The sequence below is a fragment of the Psychrobacter sp. 2Y5 genome, assembly GCF_051847375.1.
GTDB lineage: Bacteria > Pseudomonadota > Gammaproteobacteria > Pseudomonadales > Moraxellaceae > Psychrobacter.
The window spans coordinates 276,093-294,746 of record NZ_JBPYDA010000004.1 but is presented as its reverse complement, the minus strand read 5'-3'; the positions used below and the strand labels follow the sequence as shown (position 1 = coordinate 294,746).

Sequence of the window (18,654 nt, the reverse complement as noted above, 5' to 3'; positions counted from 1 at the left end):
ATCTGCCCCTTAGCCTGTCGTTATGACAAAATCATGGGTGATGTTAACGCCGCCATCTACTAGCATACGACTGGCTGAGCAGTACTTATCAGCGGATAGTTTAATGGCTTTTTCAACCTGTTTTTCAGCGATATCTTGTCCGCTAACCACAAAATGTAGGTGGATATCTGTATATACTGCTGGGATAGTTTCCGCCCGCTGTGCAGTCAGCTCGCAGCGTACATCCTGCACCTCTTGCCGCGATTTTTGTAAGATAGATACCACGTCGTAGCTGGCACAGCCGCCAAGCCCTAGTAGTACTAGCTCCATGGGGCTTGCGCCCTTCTCTTTATCAGCGTCGATCTGAATGTTATGCCCTGATGGCGCTACGCCCATAAAAGCTTTATTCTCTTGCCAAGTGACGCTCGCTTTTGATTCTGCCATCTTCTTATCCTAATATTATTAATTTACGGTACTGATTTATGCCGTTAGTGTAGCACTAGTTTAGCATTAGTTTCATCTAGGGTTTGTCTAGAATCATAAACTTAAAGCCTGCTTGAGCCTAAGTGAGCAAGTCTGGTTATTTACCGCCTTATCATTATTTAACAAAAGTTGTATTTTAAGGTATTGATTTTAAATCGTTAAATTTGTGAAACATTTTATAGCAAATTATCGTTACACATTTTGACCATTTCTTGTTTTAATAAGGGTAATAAAACTTATTCTAATTTGGCAACGATAGTCACTACCTTATAATAATTATGTTGGCTATCGAATGTCGCTTGGCAATAAGTTATTTTTAGATAAATTAAAAGGTTAAGTCATGATAGATGCAGACGGCTTTCGCGCCAATGTCGGCATCATCTTGGCAAATACACAAGGGCAAGTACTGTGGGCAAAGCGTATCGGACACAACGCTTGGCAGTTTCCGCAAGGCGGTATCGACCGCGGCGAGACGCCAATGGATGCGATGTACCGCGAACTCTGGGAAGAGGTCGGGCTGCATCCGCGCCATGTCGACTTATTGGCAGTCACTCAAGATTGGTTACGCTATCGCTTGCCAAAGCGCTACGTGCGCCATGGGCAGTATCCTTTATGTATTGGGCAAAAACAAAAATGGTTTTTGCTACGCTTAGATGAGCCGAATACTCAACACATTCGCTTTGATGAGGGAAAACCTGAATTTGACCATTGGCAATGGGTCAGCTACTGGTATCCGCTCGGACAAGTGATTCACTTTAAACGCGGGGTCTATCGCCGTGCTTTGCAAGAGCTGGTACGCGAGTTACCCCTTAGACAAGAGCTGATTATTCCGGAACAAAACAATCATTTATTGATGGAATAGACGCTCACGTCAATGAAAGATGCTCGCTGTCATATCTAAAACATCAGATATGACAGCGAGCATTTTTATGTCTGTAGCTATTTTTCTGGCAAGCCTAATAAAGCATAGCTCCATTTTTCAGCCCCTGTAACCTGTATAACGTCACAATATTGCGTGGAATGCTCGCTACCTAACACTTAACATTATCCGTTTCACGGCTAATCAGCTGCGCTTTTACTGCTGACTTATCTTCACCGCGCAAAGTCAAAATACTTTGCGTACGCGTGCCATAACTTGGCATCGGCGTATCAGCATTACTCAAAGCGACCGCGTCGATATACACAGACGATAAGGCTTGCTCTATAGCTTTTGGTACGCCTGTTTTCGGCAGCGCTTCCTCAGGCGCTGAGGTGTTATCCGACATCGCATTAAGCGCAGCCGCTTGCCAATACTTAAGCGAGCTATCCTCAGCGATTAGCGGTAGGACTTCTTGACGCAAGCGCCCGCGTAGCTTTTCGGTTTTGAACCAACCCTCATTAGGCTGTCCATTTGAGAAAACATGCAATCCCGCATGCAAAGCGGTTGGCGCATGGCCACGGTTATTGACGATAACCGCTTGCTGCCTATCACCAACGATTAGATTAAAGCCTGCATAGTCTTGCAGCTCAATCTGCCGTGCAAAAGCCATTGGGCTGAGTTGACTGGTCAAAAAACTGGTCACTAATTCGCCGCGCGAACGCTCATCTACTCTTGCTTGTACGCCATCGCGAAAGTTCAATACCGCCGCCCAGCGTCCGTTTTGCTGATGGAGAAGGTTTTGATTGTCTTCGGTAGACTGCTTTTGCTGTTGTTGACTCTGTTGTTGACTCTGCTGTTGACGCTCTTGCTGATGAATGCCTAACCAAGTGCCCCCGCTTTGGCTGTCGCGGCCAGCATAAATAGGCTGATCTGACCACTGGTGTAGCGACTCGGTAGGACGCGCTAAGAACTCATCACGATTGGATAATAATACTAATGGCAGCTCATCAAACAGCTGCCAAGCGATAGCGACAATACACATAGTTTTCCTTTGTTCTGTTTCCTCTTAACAATTTAATGCCATTGTTATAGGCTAGCTTTTTGATTCAACGCTAAGGTTTTATAAAAATATAATGCTGGGTTAAAAACCCAGTCTACGATGACTCATTTTAGTTATTATTTAATTCTTAACCAATTCTTTATTAGCCGGATAGCTCACTTGCGAAGTCGTCTGCAGCACTTGTGATTGCTGAGGCGCTAAATTAAAGTCCCAAGCGACGACCCCTTGATTGCTATTCCAATCATGGACGCTAACTGGCGGTGTATGAGTGACGGTAACTTTTAAGTTATCATCGCGACTGATAGGTTCGCTACCTAATACTTTTAGATTCACCGTTTTATTATGCTTATTAGTAAACTGATAAGCCTCGGTTTTAGTTAACGTTTGGGTGCGATTAAACGCGCCTTTCTCGCCTTGTTTATCTTCATCGACCAGTTGTTTAACCAGCATATTATTATCAATGCCAAAGCCAATACTTTGCTCTTTTAGCAACTGATAACTATAACGCGTTCGCCCGATATAATTATCATCACGGTACAGTTGCAGAGAGCCATCCACCCAAGCCGGAGTCAAGAACGGCGCGGACGCATACCAATAGCCTGCCAGCTCCGCACTTGGCGTACTTCGAATCCACAGCTTACTGGTGCCTGCCTGCTCATCGATGACGGTGCGCACATGCCTGCCATCACTTGGAATACTGATGCGCTGCGGCAAGCGATATTCGGTAATGCCGTTTTTGTTTTGTTGACTGACCGCAAAGCTCGGTAGCGGCGCCATATTTGCCATTGCCCCAGCGCTTTCATCTGCTGAAACCACGACTACCGGCGCTTCCATCATCGGCTGCGCGTATCTTGCGACTTTAGCTTGCTGCTGCTCGTCGTACAAAGATAAGCGCTGTACATAAGGCAGCTGGCCCGTCGCATTTTGATTGGGATTAACCGAGCTAAGTATCAAAGGCACGTTTTGCCAGTTCTCGCCGGTTTGCTGCGCGATAATGGCCGAGGCGGTGATACTGAGTTGCTTGGTATCGGTATTGAGCCGTGCTTGATAAGTCGGCTGCCAGCTCGCACCGCGCACTTGATAGTGCAGCTTAAGAGTATTTGGCGTACGGCTAGCGGTACGTACGCTGACTTGAGTGACGCTATTTTGCGTGGTCGTGCTGCTATCAGCCATTAGCTGATTGAGTGCATCTTGCGCGCGGGCTTGCTGCTGCTCAATCTCAAGGATTCTTTTATTGATAGCAGCAGCCTGCGTCTCTAACTCGCGAGCATTGCTTGCCAAAGTGCCATCGATACTAATTTGGCTGACTTTGGTCATGTTTTGTAGATAGGCTTTGGCTAAACGCGCCGCGTCCAAATCGGCTTTGATACTAGCCAAATTATTTTGCTGTGTTTTCACCTTAGCATCGCCTTGATACTGGCACAGTTGAGCTTGCTCACCGCTTAAAGTCTCGATACTGACTTCACCGACATTGACGTCGCCAAGCGCTTGTACGCTTAAGCTATCTTGATCAAGATAAGGCGACAAGCAAGAAAACACTAACGTTTGCTCACCGCTACCAGCAATCGGCAGCGTACGCGTGACGCTAGCCAAACCTTGATAAATAGTGATTTGCTCAATGCCACTTTCAGCCGCTTGAGCACTGATAGGGTGCAGCAAGAAGCCCAACGCTGTTAGCACAAATACCGAGCTTGGTATTGTGCCTAGTCTTTGCTGAGTCAGCATGGCTCTATTTGACTGATAGATTTTCATGGCTTTCCTTAGTCTTATCTTATTTTTGCAATAAATCGCTCAAATCTCGTTTGATTTTATCTTAGCGCTTTTTATCAGCCATTACTATCTTATAACTTTGTACTGTTCGCCTTCGCTGATATTTTGATAGTGATTATGTCGACAGCGAGTAGCTTCTTTACTGACAGTATTTTATTAGCGTCATACCCTTTGATTACCACTTAGCATCACGAAGCAAAATTAGTGTTCGTGGCAGCTAAATTTGCTATCATGAGCAGCATCTTATCCTCAAAATTATGACTTTTTATGAACATTCATCCTCAGTATGATCCTGTAGCGTTAGCGCTCGGCCCCATCGAAGTGCACTGGTATGGTTTGATGTACTTGCTTGCTTTTGCCGCAGCCTTTGGGCTTGCTTGGTATCGCAGTACCAAACGCGAAGCTTGGTCGACGGATATGGTTTCGGATTTAGTGTTCTTTGGCGCACTCGGTGTTATTTTAGGCGGCCGTATCGGTTACGTGCTGTTCTATCAATTTGGCGAATTACTACAAAACCCGGCCTACTTGTTTAGGGTTTGGGAAGGCGGCATGTCCTTTCATGGTGGCCTCATTGGCGTCGCTTTGGGCATGCTTTATTTTGCGCGAAAATATAAAAAAACCCCTTTTCAAGTGCTCGATTTTATCGTGCCTTGCGTGCCAACGGGCTTATTGTTCGGGCGTATTGGTAACTATATCAATGGCGAGCTGTGGGGCCGTGTCTCTGACGGCGGCTATAACTGGCTCACTTACTTCCCGCAAGCGGCAGCCTTTGATGCCCAGCTAATGCAGACCAATCCGGCTTTGCAGCAATTGGCGACTGAGGTGGGCGGTCAATATTTACTGCCGCGCCATCCCTCGCAGCTCTATCAAGCGTTGACCGAAGGACTGCTGCTATTTTTACTACTGTGGTGGTACTCCTCAAAGCCGCGTCCACGTATGGCTGTCACAGGCGTGTTTATGCTTGGTTACGGCTTTAGTCGCTTTATCGTCGAGTTCTTCCGTCAGCCTGATGCCGATCAAGGCTTTATCCTCTTAGGCTGGGTCACCAAAGGACAAATATTAAGCGCCCCGATGATTATTATCGGTATCGTGCTCATTATTTATGCTTATAAACGTGACATTTATGATTGGGGTAGACAAGCCGCTTATTAGGCGATATCAGACATTAAATAAACTTAGTTGTTATTGAATATTGAAGTTGCAGACCATGATTACTAGTAAAAACGAACAAGCTTATCTCGATTTACTCCAGTACGTGTTAGCTCACGGTACTGAAAAAGGCGATCGCACGGGTACCGGTACCTTAAGTCATTTCGGCGCACAATTGCGTTTTGACTTGGCAGAGGGCTTTCCCTTACTGACCACCAAAAAAGTACACCTCAAATCTATCGTTTACGAGCTACTGTGGTTTTTAAGCGGTAGCACTCATGTCGATTATTTGCAGCAAAATAACGTACGCATTTGGAACGAGTGGGCCACCGCCGAGCAAACCGCGCGATTTAACCGTCCGGCGGGCGACTTAGGTCCTGTCTATGGTCATCAGTGGCGTAATTATGGCGCAACTAAAAACACTAATGACAGTAATAACAGTGCTTATAATGATGACGGCGTCGATCAGATTGCAGAAGTAGTTGAACAGATAAAAACCAATCCCAATTCCAGACGTCTCATCGTCTCTGGTTGGAATCCAAGCGAGGCCAATCAAGTCGCCTTGCCGCCTTGTCATACACTGTTTCAGTTCTTTGTCGCTGATAATAAACTCTCCTGCCAGCTCTATCAGCGCTCAGCCGACTTTTTCATATTATTCCCCCATAATGGTAATTCACAGTATGAATTATTAGCAGCCTAGAAACATCCCTTTTCTCTATATCTATAGCAAAGATCAGGTCATGCATAATATGTTATACAATTTAATCTATGTATTAATGTGGCCTATAGTATGGATATTAAGATTTGTTCCAATAAAGAATTAGACTTATCAAAGTCTTGTGTAACTAATGAAATACCAGACTTATCATTAGATCAGAAAGTCAAAGTGAATGGGGTTGGCGTATTTGATGATAGTGGTAAAATCCTTCCTATTATCTCTGAGTATTTATCATATCAATTCAAGCATGAAAAGATTGCCTATGGAACAGCAAATACATATGGCAAAAATCTAACTTACTTCTTAGAGTATATCCGTAGTCGTCCAGAATATAACGATGATGAAACTGATGAAGTATTCATTACAGTCCCAGGATATGTAATTCAGGAATACTTTACTTTCTTAAGTAGTGAAGAGCGTAGAAGTTCAGCTACTGTTAGAAATCGTGACGGAGCAATATACGCTTTCATTAACTTCCTCTGCAGTCGTACGGAAGACCGTCAACCACTTAGAGAAGATAATCCGTATAATAATGGATATCTTTCAAAAGTACCGAAACGTACACCAATTATTTCATGCACTCTTGACGATCTCGTCATATTGATTAAATCTACTCAATCAGAACGAGAAAGAGTACTACTTCAGTTTTTATATGATTCTGGTGTGCGACGTTCAGAGCTGATCAGGGTTACTCTCAAAGACTTTAAAGATACTATCACCTTTAACTCTGAAAAGTTTATTTCAGCAGATTCCGACCAACCTATTCATGCAGACTATGTACCTTTAGCCATTAAAGGTAGCAAAGGACGTGGAAATCAAATCAAACCGCGATGGACGTTAGTTAGTTCAGCAACTATTAAACGCATACAGAAATATCATGCGTCTCCGTTGTATAAAAAACATGCTCGCAAATATGAAAGTCCAGATAAAACCCCAGCATTTTTTAATGCTAAAGGTACTCCTTATACACGTAGCGCGATCAACAAATTACTTGAGCGCCTCAGCAAGCGGGCGATAAAGAAAGGTCACCTCAATAGAATAATCTCTCCTCACAAGCTTCGACATGGTAATGCCTACGCAATATTACAATCCAATGATCTAGGATCCGACTACCTAGATCGGCTCGTTATCGTACAAAAAAACTTAGGTCATAACCACCTCAGTACCACCCAAATGTATACCAGTATTCCTCAGGAAATTTACAATAGTATATGTGATAAAAATGGCGACTTACTAACTAGAGCGGAAAAAATGAGACGCTTGAGTAAAAGTACACAATTGAAAATTGGCATTAAGGATATCAAATGAAAAAGGACGGAATAGCCACTGATCAATTGGTAAGTACATGGGTAGAGGGCTTATTAAAGAGTCCAAACCAACTCTTATCCTTACCACTTAGCAGCCATTTCAAGGATCCTTGGGGCGTCAATATCACATCTAAATTTTTAGCGAAAGAGACATCTATCACGGTCAATGAAGCTGATAGACGAAAGCACCTCACCGTTCCATTGATAGAGAAAATGGCTGAGATGAAGGTTGTCGTAAAAGGAGCTTCTAGTAGAGAGAATATAACTCGACAGAGAATATTATATTGGTATAGCAATTTAAGTTTTAGTGATAAGAAAAACCTTCCTCGTTTGACTAAATCTATAAACAACGTTTGCTTCAAATCAATAGGACACGAGCAGGACTACTGGAATGTTTTAGCAACTCAATATGAATTGGTAGCAAAAACAATCGATGAGATTCATGAAGATCTCTGTAGACTGGGAATTATAAGTGCCGGTTTTAATAAAGTCGAGTCAAGAAAGCGTCCTATTAGAGACGAAGCATCTGCTATCTTAGAGTGGGTATCAAGAACAGTCACAGATGTAGAAACACTGTGGGAAATACCCATTAGCAAGGCTAAAAACCTTTTAGGTTTTAGTGTCTCCGTAAAATATATACAAAATGCAGTAGGAATTTCATACCCTATGGCACATAAATACAGAGAGCTTACGAACCCTTTGATCGAAAAGATGATCAAAGAAGGGATTCTAGTAATACCAGATGGGAGCTATGAAGCTGCTGGCATCGAAAGCAGAAGGAAGCTACTGAATTGGTACAGACAGTTATCTAAAAAAGAAAAGCATACATTACCTATTTTTGGTAATAAGATTTCAGTTGGGAAAATGCCATTGGGACAATTTCCTATAAAAATATCTTCCTTATACTTTAATGCTGTTAAAGATGCTTGGGACTTCATTCACAAAGATCTTGAAAAACTTGAAATTATTGATCCAAATTATAAAAGCGTTGCTGAAAGAACAAGCGAAGCGAACATAAATAGAAAAAATCATAGTGAAAGTCAGATAGAACGTTTTCATAGACTGGCAGCAAGAGAGTTAAGCACTGCTGATGACTTTTTCGTTCCTTCAAAACTAGAACCGTTTATTCAGGTTGAGCAACTGTTTGCTTCACAGTGCAAGTCGATTCCTTCAGAATCAGGCAGGAAAAATTATAGAGTCGCGAGTAATTTATTTATTAGTTTTCTATCTGAGCTGCATGGAACTGCCCCTCTAAAAATAGTGGCAGTTTTTGATGAACATACTCTATCTAGATATCGAAAATATTTAGAGAAAAAAATAATAAGCAAAGACATATCAAGTCATCATGCAAATACAGTTCTGAGTTCAGTACGCAAAACACTGTATAGACTGACCCAAGTACGTGATATGGAGTATACTTTTTTCGATATAGATGGCTTTGCCACAAGTAGAGAAACAGATGCAAAAAAGCCATTTACAACGAACGAGCGAGTCCAAGTATTAGATGCTATCGAAAAAGGACTATGTGAATCTAGAGCAGCTCTCATACCTTATGAAAAAACAGGTATAGGTAAAAATCCTCTGGACGAAAAAAATTCGGTCATAAGAGGTCTCTCGACATTAGAGAATGCGCGTTGGCTCTTTGAAAACCTCTTAATGTGTAAGCCAGTTCATAACAATACAGCTAAGTCACCTATTGAGAAGTCTTTTTTAAGAATAATTAAGGATTCAGATAAGGGTTTGATAGAGACATACAACGAATGGGGGGTTATTCCAATGGTAAACGTGGATACACTAACGCCTTACATTTTAAGACTTGCTCAAATTACTGGTTTAAATACAGATTCTTTACTTTCTCTTAACATGAATGATTACATAGACTCCCACCCAGCAACATCACGGCCTTGTCTTAGATATTGGAAAGAACGGTCTGATGGTCATAAAGAATACCACCTTGACCTTTTTAATGCAGAACTAACATGGCTTACATCATCTCAAGCTAAGTCAGTAAAAAATATTTTTGAAGAATTAGTCCGATTGACGAGTAGTTTTCGACAGGACATTGAAGATGAGGTTTTTAAAGATAGGTTGTTCATCTATCAGTCAGATAGTACAAAAAAGCACGGCAGGGTATCTCCAATATTAGGAAATGAAAACAGAAATGCAAAAGCATTGGGAGATAGTTTGTCTAGGTTTGCTGAGAAATATGATTTAAAAAATGACGTAGGAGAGCCGCTAACTATTACAATAAGTCGGTTTAGACCAACCTTTGTTAGTGAGATGCTTGAAAATGGCGTAACTCTACGTGAAATTCAGCTCATGTTGGGACACTCGTCAATTCAAACAACTATTGGTTATCTGGATTCTTTTGATTTGAACTCGATAAGTAGAATAAAGATAAATGATAAATTAAAAGAAATACATCAATCGACTCTTAATAAACAGAATGAGGAGCTGTCAGAAGTTATAGAAACTAAAATTAATGATGAATTAATAGTAACCTTTCATACCCCATTGGCTGAATGCAGAAATATTTTCGACCCGCCAGACTTTGTAAAGAACCTAGCGTCCTATACTCCAGGCACTCCATGTTCACAATATAATAAATGTTTAGGTTGTGATAATGTCATTATTACAGCAAAACACCTTCCTGAAATTTTTGCAATGAAGCGCGACTACACACTCTTAATAGAGCACACACGTGTCATGGATACACCCTATGGACATGTCATTTCAGAGAATATGGAACTAATAAAAGGCATTACAGATCCAGAGCTATCTGACTTTTCCTCAGAGGATTTAGAGAATGGGCAACGTTTAGCAGAGTACGTTGAAACAACAACATTGGTTGATGGAGTTATTTAATGGATTATGAAACAAGACTAAATGTGTTAACAGGTTTTGTAGAACATCGTCTCTATATCTTAAATGCCTTAAGTCCTGTTATAGATCAGAAAAATGAGAGTCTTCGGCATAAGCATACAGATGATGTAGAGTATATGACGTCTCTTATGGACAAACCCGTATCAAAATTATCGAAATTTTCTGACTGCGTTTGGAACTTTAATAAAGACTACCCTAATGCTGCAAGGAATGTTCAGGGTGCAAAGCTACGCATTAATTTTTCAAAATATACAGCGATTCCAGTATTTGTCTTAACAGAAATAAAAATTATATTTGAGTTAGCCTTGCTCAACAATTCAATTTTCAAAGTTCAGAAAAAAGAAGGTAAAGGTCGATCAAAAAAAACATTGAAAGCTAACTCCTTAATTACATCTTTTGAAAGGGGTTTAACATTTATTAATGAAATATTTAAACAAGCTTCTCATGAGCTAGGTTATGAGTTTGTTCAAGAAAAAATCCAGACATTCTCCGACATAACACCCGAACTGTATTCCAGAGCTGCTGAAAACTATGATCGTGTAAAAGATGTAGCGCTAGATAAGTTTTTCACATACCTGCGCAGTCCAGCTTCTGTTAAGTATGTATTTGAAAAGCCTATTGCCTATGTAGAGTTGAATAGCCTGAAATGGAAGAAAAGAGCTAATATTGATAAAGAAAAGAAAGATCAAGTGTTACCAGACTTGGTCTTTGAGTCTTTATCGAAAATGGCTTCCTTTATCATAGTTGACTTTTTAAGTGCTATAGGGGCTTCAGCAAAAATATCTGACTCTAACTCCTTAGAAAGATTTGATACAAGCAACCATCTATCATGGGCAAACCAAGAAAGAGTAACCCACGAAATCTTAAATGCTTATATTGCTATTAGACTAGGAACTAAAGGTTATTCTGCGAGTTTCGTTACAAATATGGTGGAATCCTATAATTGGATGCTCAACAAAGATTCTAATGTTATGGGTGGACTGACTTTACGTAAAGCATTGAAAAAACGTGGTTATAAGTTAGATAATCTTAGAGAATACTTCAACCTCGTAACGTACGCATGCACATATTTAGTAGGTCAGTATACAGGTATGAGACCATCTGAATTATCAGAAGTAAGAGTTCAGAATTGTTCGTGCTTGGTTCAAAGTGATGGCGTTTGGCTTATTGAAAGTACTGTCAAAAAACATAAAGATGAAGTTAGTACGGGTTTATTCGACGATAAGTGGGTAGCTATACCAATTGTTAAAGATGCAATATTAGCAGCTTCGTATATTTCAAAAATTAAAGTTTCACCTTATTTAGTTTCTAATGTAGATACTGTTAAACCTGGTAGCTCCCCACAGTCAATGGATAGTAAGGGTATTGCACATCAAATGAATAATTTTATTAGCCAACTATTAGGCAAAAACGTTGCTAATGAAATAAAATTTAATCCATATATGTTAAGACACACCCTAACATATCAACTATTCAGAGCTGAAGTTGGTCTACCTCTGATATCGTTTCAATTAAAACATTTTGTGGACAGTGTCTATAATTACACCTCTACTGGCTCTACCTCATTAGTAACACTGGGGTATGGTGATATAGGTGATATGCTTTCAAAAGATGGGAATCGAAAAGGTGATAAGAAATCACTGCGCCGAGCAGCTGAATTAGAGGCTATTAAGACTGCACATAATCCAAACGGTATATATTATGGTGGAAAGGCGAAGGAGCATAAAAAAGGTCTAACCAAGACATTTAATGGCTATATGGCTGAAGGTTATACGGAAGATGAAGTGTATGAAGCAATGGTAGATCAAGGGGTCGCCGTTGTCTACATGGGACAGGGGCTTTGCTATGGTAATAGACAGGAAGAGTATGATTCAAGTTTGCCATGTATTGGTTCACTACGCTGTAACCCAGCTCGGTGTAAACAAGCCGTTGTAACTATTAAACATGCTCCTAAATGGCGTGAAGTTTACACATTAAATAAGGCTAATTTAAATAAACCAGAATACTCGCAAAATCGTGATCAAATTTTAGCGGCAATGAACGAGGCTAAAATGGTACTGGAAAGTCTTGGTGAGGAAGTCGAACTATGAGTAATGAAGCTTATGACCAGAAAAATAGAGACGACTATGACGCAAATACATTACTATTGGAAAAAGCATTATCGGACATTAAATGCAATAAGAGGTTGAAAGTCACTGTAGCACAACTTTCAGAAATGACTGGTATTCATCGGAACACCATCTCAAACCGAGTTTGGCCTGGCCAAAAGCTAAAACAGATTAGAGAAGCCCGAAAAACTAAAGAGAAATCGCTTGAAGAACAAGTACGTTTAAGCATTAAAGATGTAAAAAATGCGCTAGAAGCAAAGCTAAGTCGAGCACAAAGTGAGGTTATCTACTGGTTTAATGAATATCAAGATACAAAAAAGATCGCTGAGCACTCAGATAAACGGTTACAAAAAATGAGAGAGTCACGAGATTACTATAAAGCACTATCTGACACAGATAAGAGGTCCCTATCAGAAGCCAGACAAGAAATTGAGAAATTGAGAAAAATGTTAGTTTTAGAAGATACAAAATCGAAACAGCTTATGCATTAGTCTGTCAAAAATCATCTATTCTATAGAGAGCATAATTTTAATTTCCTCTTGCTTAAAAGCTAGCGAGAGCTTAGCTAATAAGCATAAATCACACATATTAATACTTTGTGCCTAATAGAAATTTATCACTTTTCTCAGCTTTCACTTTATGCTGATATCAAACTGAGAATGGATAGGCAATAGACTCATGATACTGGTATCCTTCAACTTTAAAGTCATCCAATGTTACCCATGTTTCAATATCTTCGAGAGACTTAATCTCAGGGTTAATATGAAGCTTAGGTGCCGGATAAGGTTCGCGTTTTAATTGCACGTTACGCATTAATTCTAATTGATCTTCATAAATATGTGCATTTACGATCTTATGATAAGCTTTTCCAGCCTCGTGGCCCGTAATTTGAGCCATGAGAGCTAGTAAGGTAAACACTTGAATCTGATTAAAATTTTGACCTAATGGTACATCACATGAACGTTGTGATGAAGTCAAATACAGCTTTCCTCCTAACGATGAAAACGTATGGGTATGCATACAAGGACGTAAACATCCCATATGAAACTCACCTGGATTGTAGAAGGTTAGAATTTCACCTCGATCATCAATACCGTTTCGCAAGTTATTATAAATCTTACGAAGTTGGTCAAACTCCTCTCCTACTGAATTACGCCATCTTCGTCCCTGTACACCATAAACTCGGCCCATATCATCCTTACCTTTACGATAAGGATTAGCTAGCCAAGCTGCATTTTCATTGGCATTGGCGTTCCATGTATTACATCCAATAGCTCGAAACTGATCTGCGCTATCATAACCACGTAGATATCCCAACAACTCTGCGATAGCTGCTTTCCAATAACTCTTTCGAGTAGTTACTAAGGGAAACTCATTAGCTCCTACGTTGTAGTCTAAATCAGCATTAATAACGGTTAAGCAACGTTTTCCAGTTCGTTCATTCTCTACCCATACACCCTCATCAACTATACGTTGACATAAATCTAGATACTGTTTCATTCAATAACCTTAATTGGAATACACACTTATCTCAAAAGGTGATTTTTGTTGAACTGCGTGCACAAGACATTTTACCTTTTGATTTCATTGAGCATTATAAAGTTTCAAGGCTCAATTGTACAAACCTGTTCGTAACAACTAATTGTCTTAATAACTTATCAAAAGACTATACCCCAAGGGAACCAACTAAACAGACCTCTAAAACGATAAATAGACCACTTAAAATAGACTGCTATAATGGAACCACTTATAATAGACTATTTTAGGTGTTTATGTTTATCAGAGCCTACCTCCGCGCTTCTACCAAAGAACAAGACGCCAAACGTGCTAAAAGCGAACTCATAGCATTTGCCAACGATCATGACCACAAAATTGCCGCTTTCTATATTGAGAACGAATCAGGGGCAACGCTAGAGCGCCCAAAGCTGATGCAGTTGATTGATGATGCTCATGAAGGCGATGTGATCTTGGTCGAGCAGATAGACCGCTTAGCGCGGCTCAACCCAACCGACTGGGACACCCTCAAGCAAAAGCTGTCAGCTAAACGCCTCTCTGTAGTATCAAAAGAGTTGCCAACGTCTTATATGGCTCTGCAGCAAGCGAATAGCTCTGAGTTTATGGATAGCGTATTACGTGCCATTAACGATATGCTACTTGATATGCTTGCTGCCATTGCTCGTAAAGACTACGAGGATCGCCGCAATCGTCAGATGCAAGGTATTGCACATGCAAAATCTGAAGGCAAGTATAAAGGACGAAGGAAGGATATTAAGAAACGCAAAATCATCGCAAGCTTATTGAAAGCTGGTCATAGCTATTCTGAGATACAGGTGATGGCTAAGTGCTCACGTCAGCTGATTGCTGAGGTCGTTAAAGAGTCAAAATCAACATGATTTAAGGCAAGCCATAATAAGTGAACAGTAAGTATCTCTAATATTATAATTAAATATATGCTATAAAAACGAACATTAATCTATCTTTATAGTACAATAAATGTCCGGAGATTTTGGTCTAAAATTTAACTATAGGACTTTTTATGAAGAACTCAGTGGTTGGTCTCGCTGTTTTGGGGTTTGGTCTAATCAGTAGTCAGGTTGGGGCTACAGCTATATTGTATGAAAACAAATATCCTGATGAAGTACCTTATATTGACGTCTACTCTTACACTGAGTTTGGTAAAGCAGAGAAACCCGATGCTAGGATGACACAAATTTGGGAGAGTTCGGCTGAGATCAAAAACGAAACGTACTATACAAGTCCACACACGATTATTAAAGAAAATGGCAAAGTAAAGTATGCATTAGCTCGCGTTAGAGGCGCTGGTTATGCCTTTCCTAGTGAAGAATTTGACGACTGGGTTTTACTTAACTGTCAAAACCCTCGTAACTCATACATCGAAAGGGGTGACAACGAGCGTATCAGTTTAAAAGATTCCATGGCAATTGGTGGTAAGTATGGACCTGGACTTGGCGATGAGGGTTGGACTGATCATATTCCTCGTAAGGCAGTAGGTGTGCTGTTCAATACTTACTGTAAATAAGAGAGTATTGCTTTAACAAGTATTTCACACCTCAATAGGATGCTTACCAAATTGGTGGCATCCTTTTTTATTGGATTGATCCTTTTGAACCTAGGTTACATGGTAAATAGGACTAAATAAGCTGTCTAGTTACCCTCCTCTCAGCATAAAATATTTTTTGTGGATTTAGTTTATCTAACCTTACACAAGCTAACTTATCTACTTTGCGACATTAATTGTCGCCTTCCTCCTGAAGCTAGTTTCATATTTAAAATAATTGCTGTAAGTTAAGAGATGAAAATTTGTCCGGATTTACAACCTTAAGGAATGACTTATGAATGAACCTATAGTTACAGAAGAAACAAAGATACGGTGGGAGCCAACCGAAGCTAGCGTAAATGCTTGTATAGGTGCAATTCTTAAAAATGGTACAGAAGGAATTTCAGACAGCGATATATCTGTAGTTAAATACGACTATAAAAAGATATTTGAGTTATTTACGAAAGCAGCTGAACAAGGTCATGCTGATGCTCAAAACAATCTAGGATTAATGTACAAAGAGGGTTTAGCTATTCCGCAGAGTGATTACGAAGCATTTAAATGGTTCACAGAAGCAGCTGAACAAGGTCATGCTGATGCTCAAAATAATCTAGGGTTAATCTATCGTGATGGTAAAGAGACTCCCGAAGCTGTATATACGATACTGCATGATCATGAAATAAATGAAACAGAATTATCACCTAAGGATTATGAAGAACTATTTAAAGATTTCGGACTTGATAACCCTAAAAGCTTTGATTATCTAGACGTAGCGAAAGCACTTTCTGAAATAAAAGAAATAGACCATGATAAGGCTATTGAATGGTTCACCAAAGCAGCTGTTAATGGTAGCGATGCAGCAAAAGTTAATTTGAAAAATATGTCCGATACTTAAGGCGATGATAAGTAGGTTAATACTTTTTAGAAAAATTGAGGTAAAAAATGTTAAAAAGATTAAAATTATTCGCGTTATCTGCTCTTATTTTACCAGTCATTGCATGTTCATCTAGTGGAGCTCCAAGTGACTCTGAAATAAAAGAACTTGTGGTATCTAAAGTCACACGCAATATGTCTGATCAATCTTTAAAAGATCAGGTAGAACTCGATTACACTGAATGTAAAGCCACAGAAACTGAGGGTAAATATTTTTGTGTGGTATCAGTAGGTATTGACTATGAAGGAGAGAGACAAGTAGATACAAGAGGCTGGAGCTTTACCAAAGCTAACGATGATTGGTTTATAAAAGGACCTTTTGCTATTTCAGGTGAGGATAGAGCTAAAGCAGAGGGTAAATGATGAGTTCTCGCGGCTGCTTTTGAAAGTCCTTGATACCATCAAAACTATTTATATTGCTAGTCTTCTGAAATCAGGTCATAGCTATTCTGATATTCAAAAGATGACTAAGTGCTCACGGCATCTGATTGCTGATGTAGCTAAAGAAACACCTAAACTGCTCACTACTCATTAATCCACTATAAGTAGATTAATGAGCCTTTTTAACTAGTTCAGCTGGGACATACTGTTTTAAACTGGCTAATAAATTCTTTTAAGGTAAATCCCTCACTTAATGGACTATTATTATTGACTTGCTCAGGTGTTAAGTTATCAATAAAAGGTTGCTCATTTTTTGAAGCACCTCTACGAACAACCTCAAACCTCATAGGAGTTTCACCTGATTTATTAGCACGCCTAAGTGTCAGATTTTTAGACTTAGCTAAACTGAGTAGTTCAATATAATTATCCCCACGAGTAGTCGTTTTCTTAGTTAACATATTTATCTATAACCTAATTTTATGAGTTTTTAATGAAAGCCACTGTGTGAAATCTCTATAATTGTCAATCACCACAAGAGCCATTTAAACTCTTTATCTTTTGCATCCCATTCAAAGTTACTACCAAAATACTCTCTTCCATCGTACTTTATATGTTTGATTATGTCCGTATCTATATACTCATGATAATAAATTTCTAACTTTGTTGGGTCAAAATCACTACTAGATATAATCTGATTTTCCTCGAACTGTAGCCCTTCAGTGGTTTCCTTAGCCATAAATATAGCAGTATCTGAAGGTAAATCCATTATCACCCTAGTAGATGAACTAATACATTTTGTCTTAATTCCGAGTTTTTCTAAGGTACCTAAATCAAGGGAACATTCCCAATCATCATCTCCATTCTCTAAATCTACACTCAAAATACAGTCACTAGTTAATTCTGCGCCTGATATACACCACAAATTATCCATATCATACAGACAACCACCATCAACAAAATCGTGCTCTTTAGGTATTTTTAAATTACTTGATTCAGGATCGTCTAAATATTCAGCATATTCCTGTAAGTCAATGTCTTCATCTTCGAAATACTCATAAGTATTCTTTGCTACTGTACCAGCGTAAATAAATGTACCGTAACCTCTTAGTGCAATAATCATTACTATCTCCTCAATTAAATAGTGTACACATACGTTTGTTTTTTACCTTTTATTGAGATTACCAAAATAATTTTATATTGCATAGTATGTAGATCTTCTTTACGACATTATACGTCGTGTCCGACATAATTTGACTATTTAAGAGGTTTTGATAGGTTGTACAGCTCGCTACATTTTTTCCATATTCACTCATGTTTATACCTATCTGTGCAAAAGACTGAGCTATCCCAGCTGAAAATCTCCTATTATCTGCTCTTTGAAGTTATATTTTATTTGTCAATTTAAGAATTTTTTAGTCAAATTCTACAGATGCGTCATTTAATGTCGCACAGGACTCTCGAGTCATTGCAATAGAAATAGATTTAGACGATAGTAATACCAAACAACTATTCATCAAGGGGTGTTATATGAAAAAAATATGTCTGACATTAATTTTGGCAATCAGCAGTACTTATAGTTTCGCAGGACTGCCTGAGATGATGAATACTTATAATAATCCAAAAACTGCACCGAATGTATCCGAATGTAAAGGTGATATCTATTGCAATGGGTTTATCGCCTTATCTAAACAATGGAGAGATATTCCTGACTCTTATCGTTATGAGGGTGCCCATGACATTAAGTACTACGCCAAAAGAGGCTGGACTTATGATGATCAAGGACGAAATAGAGGGCTTTCTATGGGTTTTGGTTGGTCTGCAGATAGATCAAATCGCTTTATAGAAGGTGCAGAGTACTATACTGATAATAGAGGGTATATTCCTGACCACTATGAAGGGGGGTTAGCAGTATTGCTATATATAGAAGATAAAAATGGATGGACAAAATAATAGCCTTAACAATAAA

General features: G+C 39.4%; 17 protein-coding genes and 1 pseudogene. 12 read left to right on the top strand and 6 right to left on the bottom strand.

Annotated features, from left to right (window positions below):
• Positions 1–9 precede the first annotated feature (9 nt).
• A complete protein-coding gene (locus ACS8E3_RS06365; RefSeq protein WP_439242362.1) occupies positions 10–423 on the bottom strand; it encodes an OsmC family protein in 414 nt (137 codons plus the stop codon).
• 379 nt (positions 424–802) lie between these two features.
• Between ACS8E3_RS06365 and ACS8E3_RS06360 the strand changes: the two genes are divergently transcribed.
• Complete coding sequence (locus tag ACS8E3_RS06360) at positions 803–1,324, top strand: RNA pyrophosphohydrolase (protein ID WP_201603726.1); 522 nt, start codon at positions 803–805, stop codon at positions 1,322–1,324.
• A gap of 169 nt (positions 1,325–1,493) precedes the next feature.
• Here the strand turns inward: ACS8E3_RS06360 and ACS8E3_RS06355 are convergent, their stop codons facing one another.
• Both ACS8E3_RS06355 and ACS8E3_RS06350 read right to left on the bottom strand, forming a co-directional pair.
• Entirely contained in the window at positions 1,494–2,363 is an 870-nt protein-coding gene (locus ACS8E3_RS06355) for an NRDE family protein (RefSeq protein ID WP_439242360.1), read from the bottom strand.
• Positions 2,364–2,501: 138 nt separating this feature from the next.
• The gene (locus tag ACS8E3_RS06350) at positions 2,502–4,133 is read right to left on the bottom strand and encodes a mucoidy inhibitor MuiA family protein (RefSeq protein ID WP_439242358.1); all 1,632 of its coding nucleotides are present in this window, start codon (positions 4,131–4,133) and stop codon (positions 2,502–2,504) included.
• A 285-nt stretch (positions 4,134–4,418) separates the two neighbouring features.
• Here ACS8E3_RS06350 and lgt point away from each other — a divergent pair, with 285 nt between their 5' ends.
• The 6 genes and pseudogenes from lgt to ACS8E3_RS06320 all read left to right on the top strand — a co-directional run bounded on the left by lgt (position 4,419) and on the right by ACS8E3_RS06320 (position 12,807).
• Entirely contained in the window at positions 4,419–5,303 is an 885-nt protein-coding gene (lgt, locus tag ACS8E3_RS06345) for a prolipoprotein diacylglyceryl transferase (RefSeq protein ID WP_439242356.1), read from the top strand.
• 55 nt (positions 5,304–5,358) lie between these two features.
• A pseudogene (gene thyA, locus ACS8E3_RS06340) lies at positions 5,359–5,991 on the top strand (thymidylate synthase); the annotation flags it as partial.
• A gap of 99 nt (positions 5,992–6,090) precedes the next feature.
• Positions 6,091–7,326 carry a tyrosine-type recombinase/integrase gene (locus ACS8E3_RS06335; RefSeq protein WP_439242354.1) on the top strand — a complete coding sequence of 412 codons (1,236 nt, stop codon included), beginning with the start codon at positions 6,091–6,093 and terminating at the stop codon, positions 7,324–7,326.
• Positions 7,323–10,190, top strand: coding sequence for a site-specific integrase (locus ACS8E3_RS06330; RefSeq protein ID WP_439242352.1), 2,868 nt, complete (start codon positions 7,323–7,325; stop codon positions 10,188–10,190). The genes ACS8E3_RS06335 and ACS8E3_RS06330 overlap by 4 nt, the downstream gene beginning before the upstream one ends.
• Entirely contained in the window at positions 10,190–12,298 is a 2,109-nt protein-coding gene (locus ACS8E3_RS06325) for a site-specific integrase (protein WP_298810269.1), read from the top strand. The genes ACS8E3_RS06330 and ACS8E3_RS06325 overlap by 1 nt, the downstream gene beginning before the upstream one ends.
• The gene (locus ACS8E3_RS06320) at positions 12,295–12,807 is read left to right on the top strand and encodes a hypothetical protein (RefSeq protein ID WP_439242350.1); all 513 of its coding nucleotides are present in this window, start codon (positions 12,295–12,297) and stop codon (positions 12,805–12,807) included. The genes ACS8E3_RS06325 and ACS8E3_RS06320 overlap by 4 nt, the downstream gene beginning before the upstream one ends.
• 157 nt (positions 12,808–12,964) lie before the next feature.
• On the opposite strand, the gene ACS8E3_RS06315 is transcribed toward ACS8E3_RS06320, so the two are convergent.
• On the bottom strand, positions 12,965–13,816 hold the full coding sequence (locus tag ACS8E3_RS06315; protein ID WP_298810263.1) for a thymidylate synthase: 852 nt from the start codon (positions 13,814–13,816) through the stop codon (positions 12,965–12,967).
• Positions 13,817–14,088: 272 nt separating this feature from the next.
• Between ACS8E3_RS06315 and ACS8E3_RS06310 the strand changes: the two genes are divergently transcribed.
• The 4 genes from ACS8E3_RS06310 (at position 14,089) to ACS8E3_RS06295 (ending at position 16,670) form a co-directional block, all read left to right on the top strand.
• Positions 14,089–14,709 (top strand): recombinase family protein, encoded by a 621-nt coding sequence (locus ACS8E3_RS06310; protein WP_439242347.1) that lies wholly within the window; start codon positions 14,089–14,091, stop codon positions 14,707–14,709.
• Positions 14,710–14,852: 143 nt separating this feature from the next.
• Positions 14,853–15,356, top strand: a complete 504-nt coding sequence (locus tag ACS8E3_RS06305) for a hypothetical protein (protein ID WP_439242345.1) — start codon at positions 14,853–14,855, stop codon at positions 15,354–15,356.
• 313 nt (positions 15,357–15,669) lie between these two features.
• The gene (locus ACS8E3_RS06300) at positions 15,670–16,269 is read left to right on the top strand and encodes a tetratricopeptide repeat protein (RefSeq protein WP_439242343.1); all 600 of its coding nucleotides are present in this window, start codon (positions 15,670–15,672) and stop codon (positions 16,267–16,269) included.
• 47 nt (positions 16,270–16,316) lie between these two features.
• The gene (locus ACS8E3_RS06295) at positions 16,317–16,670 is read left to right on the top strand and encodes a hypothetical protein (protein ID WP_439242341.1); all 354 of its coding nucleotides are present in this window, start codon (positions 16,317–16,319) and stop codon (positions 16,668–16,670) included.
• Positions 16,671–16,879: 209 nt separating this feature from the next.
• Here the strand turns inward: ACS8E3_RS06295 and ACS8E3_RS06290 are convergent, their stop codons facing one another.
• Positions 16,880–17,146: a hypothetical protein gene (locus ACS8E3_RS06290; RefSeq protein WP_439242339.1), complete on the bottom strand. Its 267-nt coding sequence runs from the start codon at positions 17,144–17,146 to the stop codon at positions 16,880–16,882.
• A 68-nt stretch (positions 17,147–17,214) separates the two neighbouring features.
• Entirely contained in the window at positions 17,215–17,808 is a 594-nt protein-coding gene (locus ACS8E3_RS06285; protein ID WP_101211414.1) for a hypothetical protein, read from the bottom strand.
• Between the two features lie 407 nt (positions 17,809–18,215).
• Here ACS8E3_RS06285 and ACS8E3_RS06280 point away from each other — a divergent pair, with 407 nt between their 5' ends.
• Positions 18,216–18,638, top strand: coding sequence for a hypothetical protein (locus ACS8E3_RS06280; RefSeq protein WP_101211415.1), 423 nt, complete (start codon positions 18,216–18,218; stop codon positions 18,636–18,638).
• Positions 18,639–18,654: the final 16 nt, after the last annotated feature.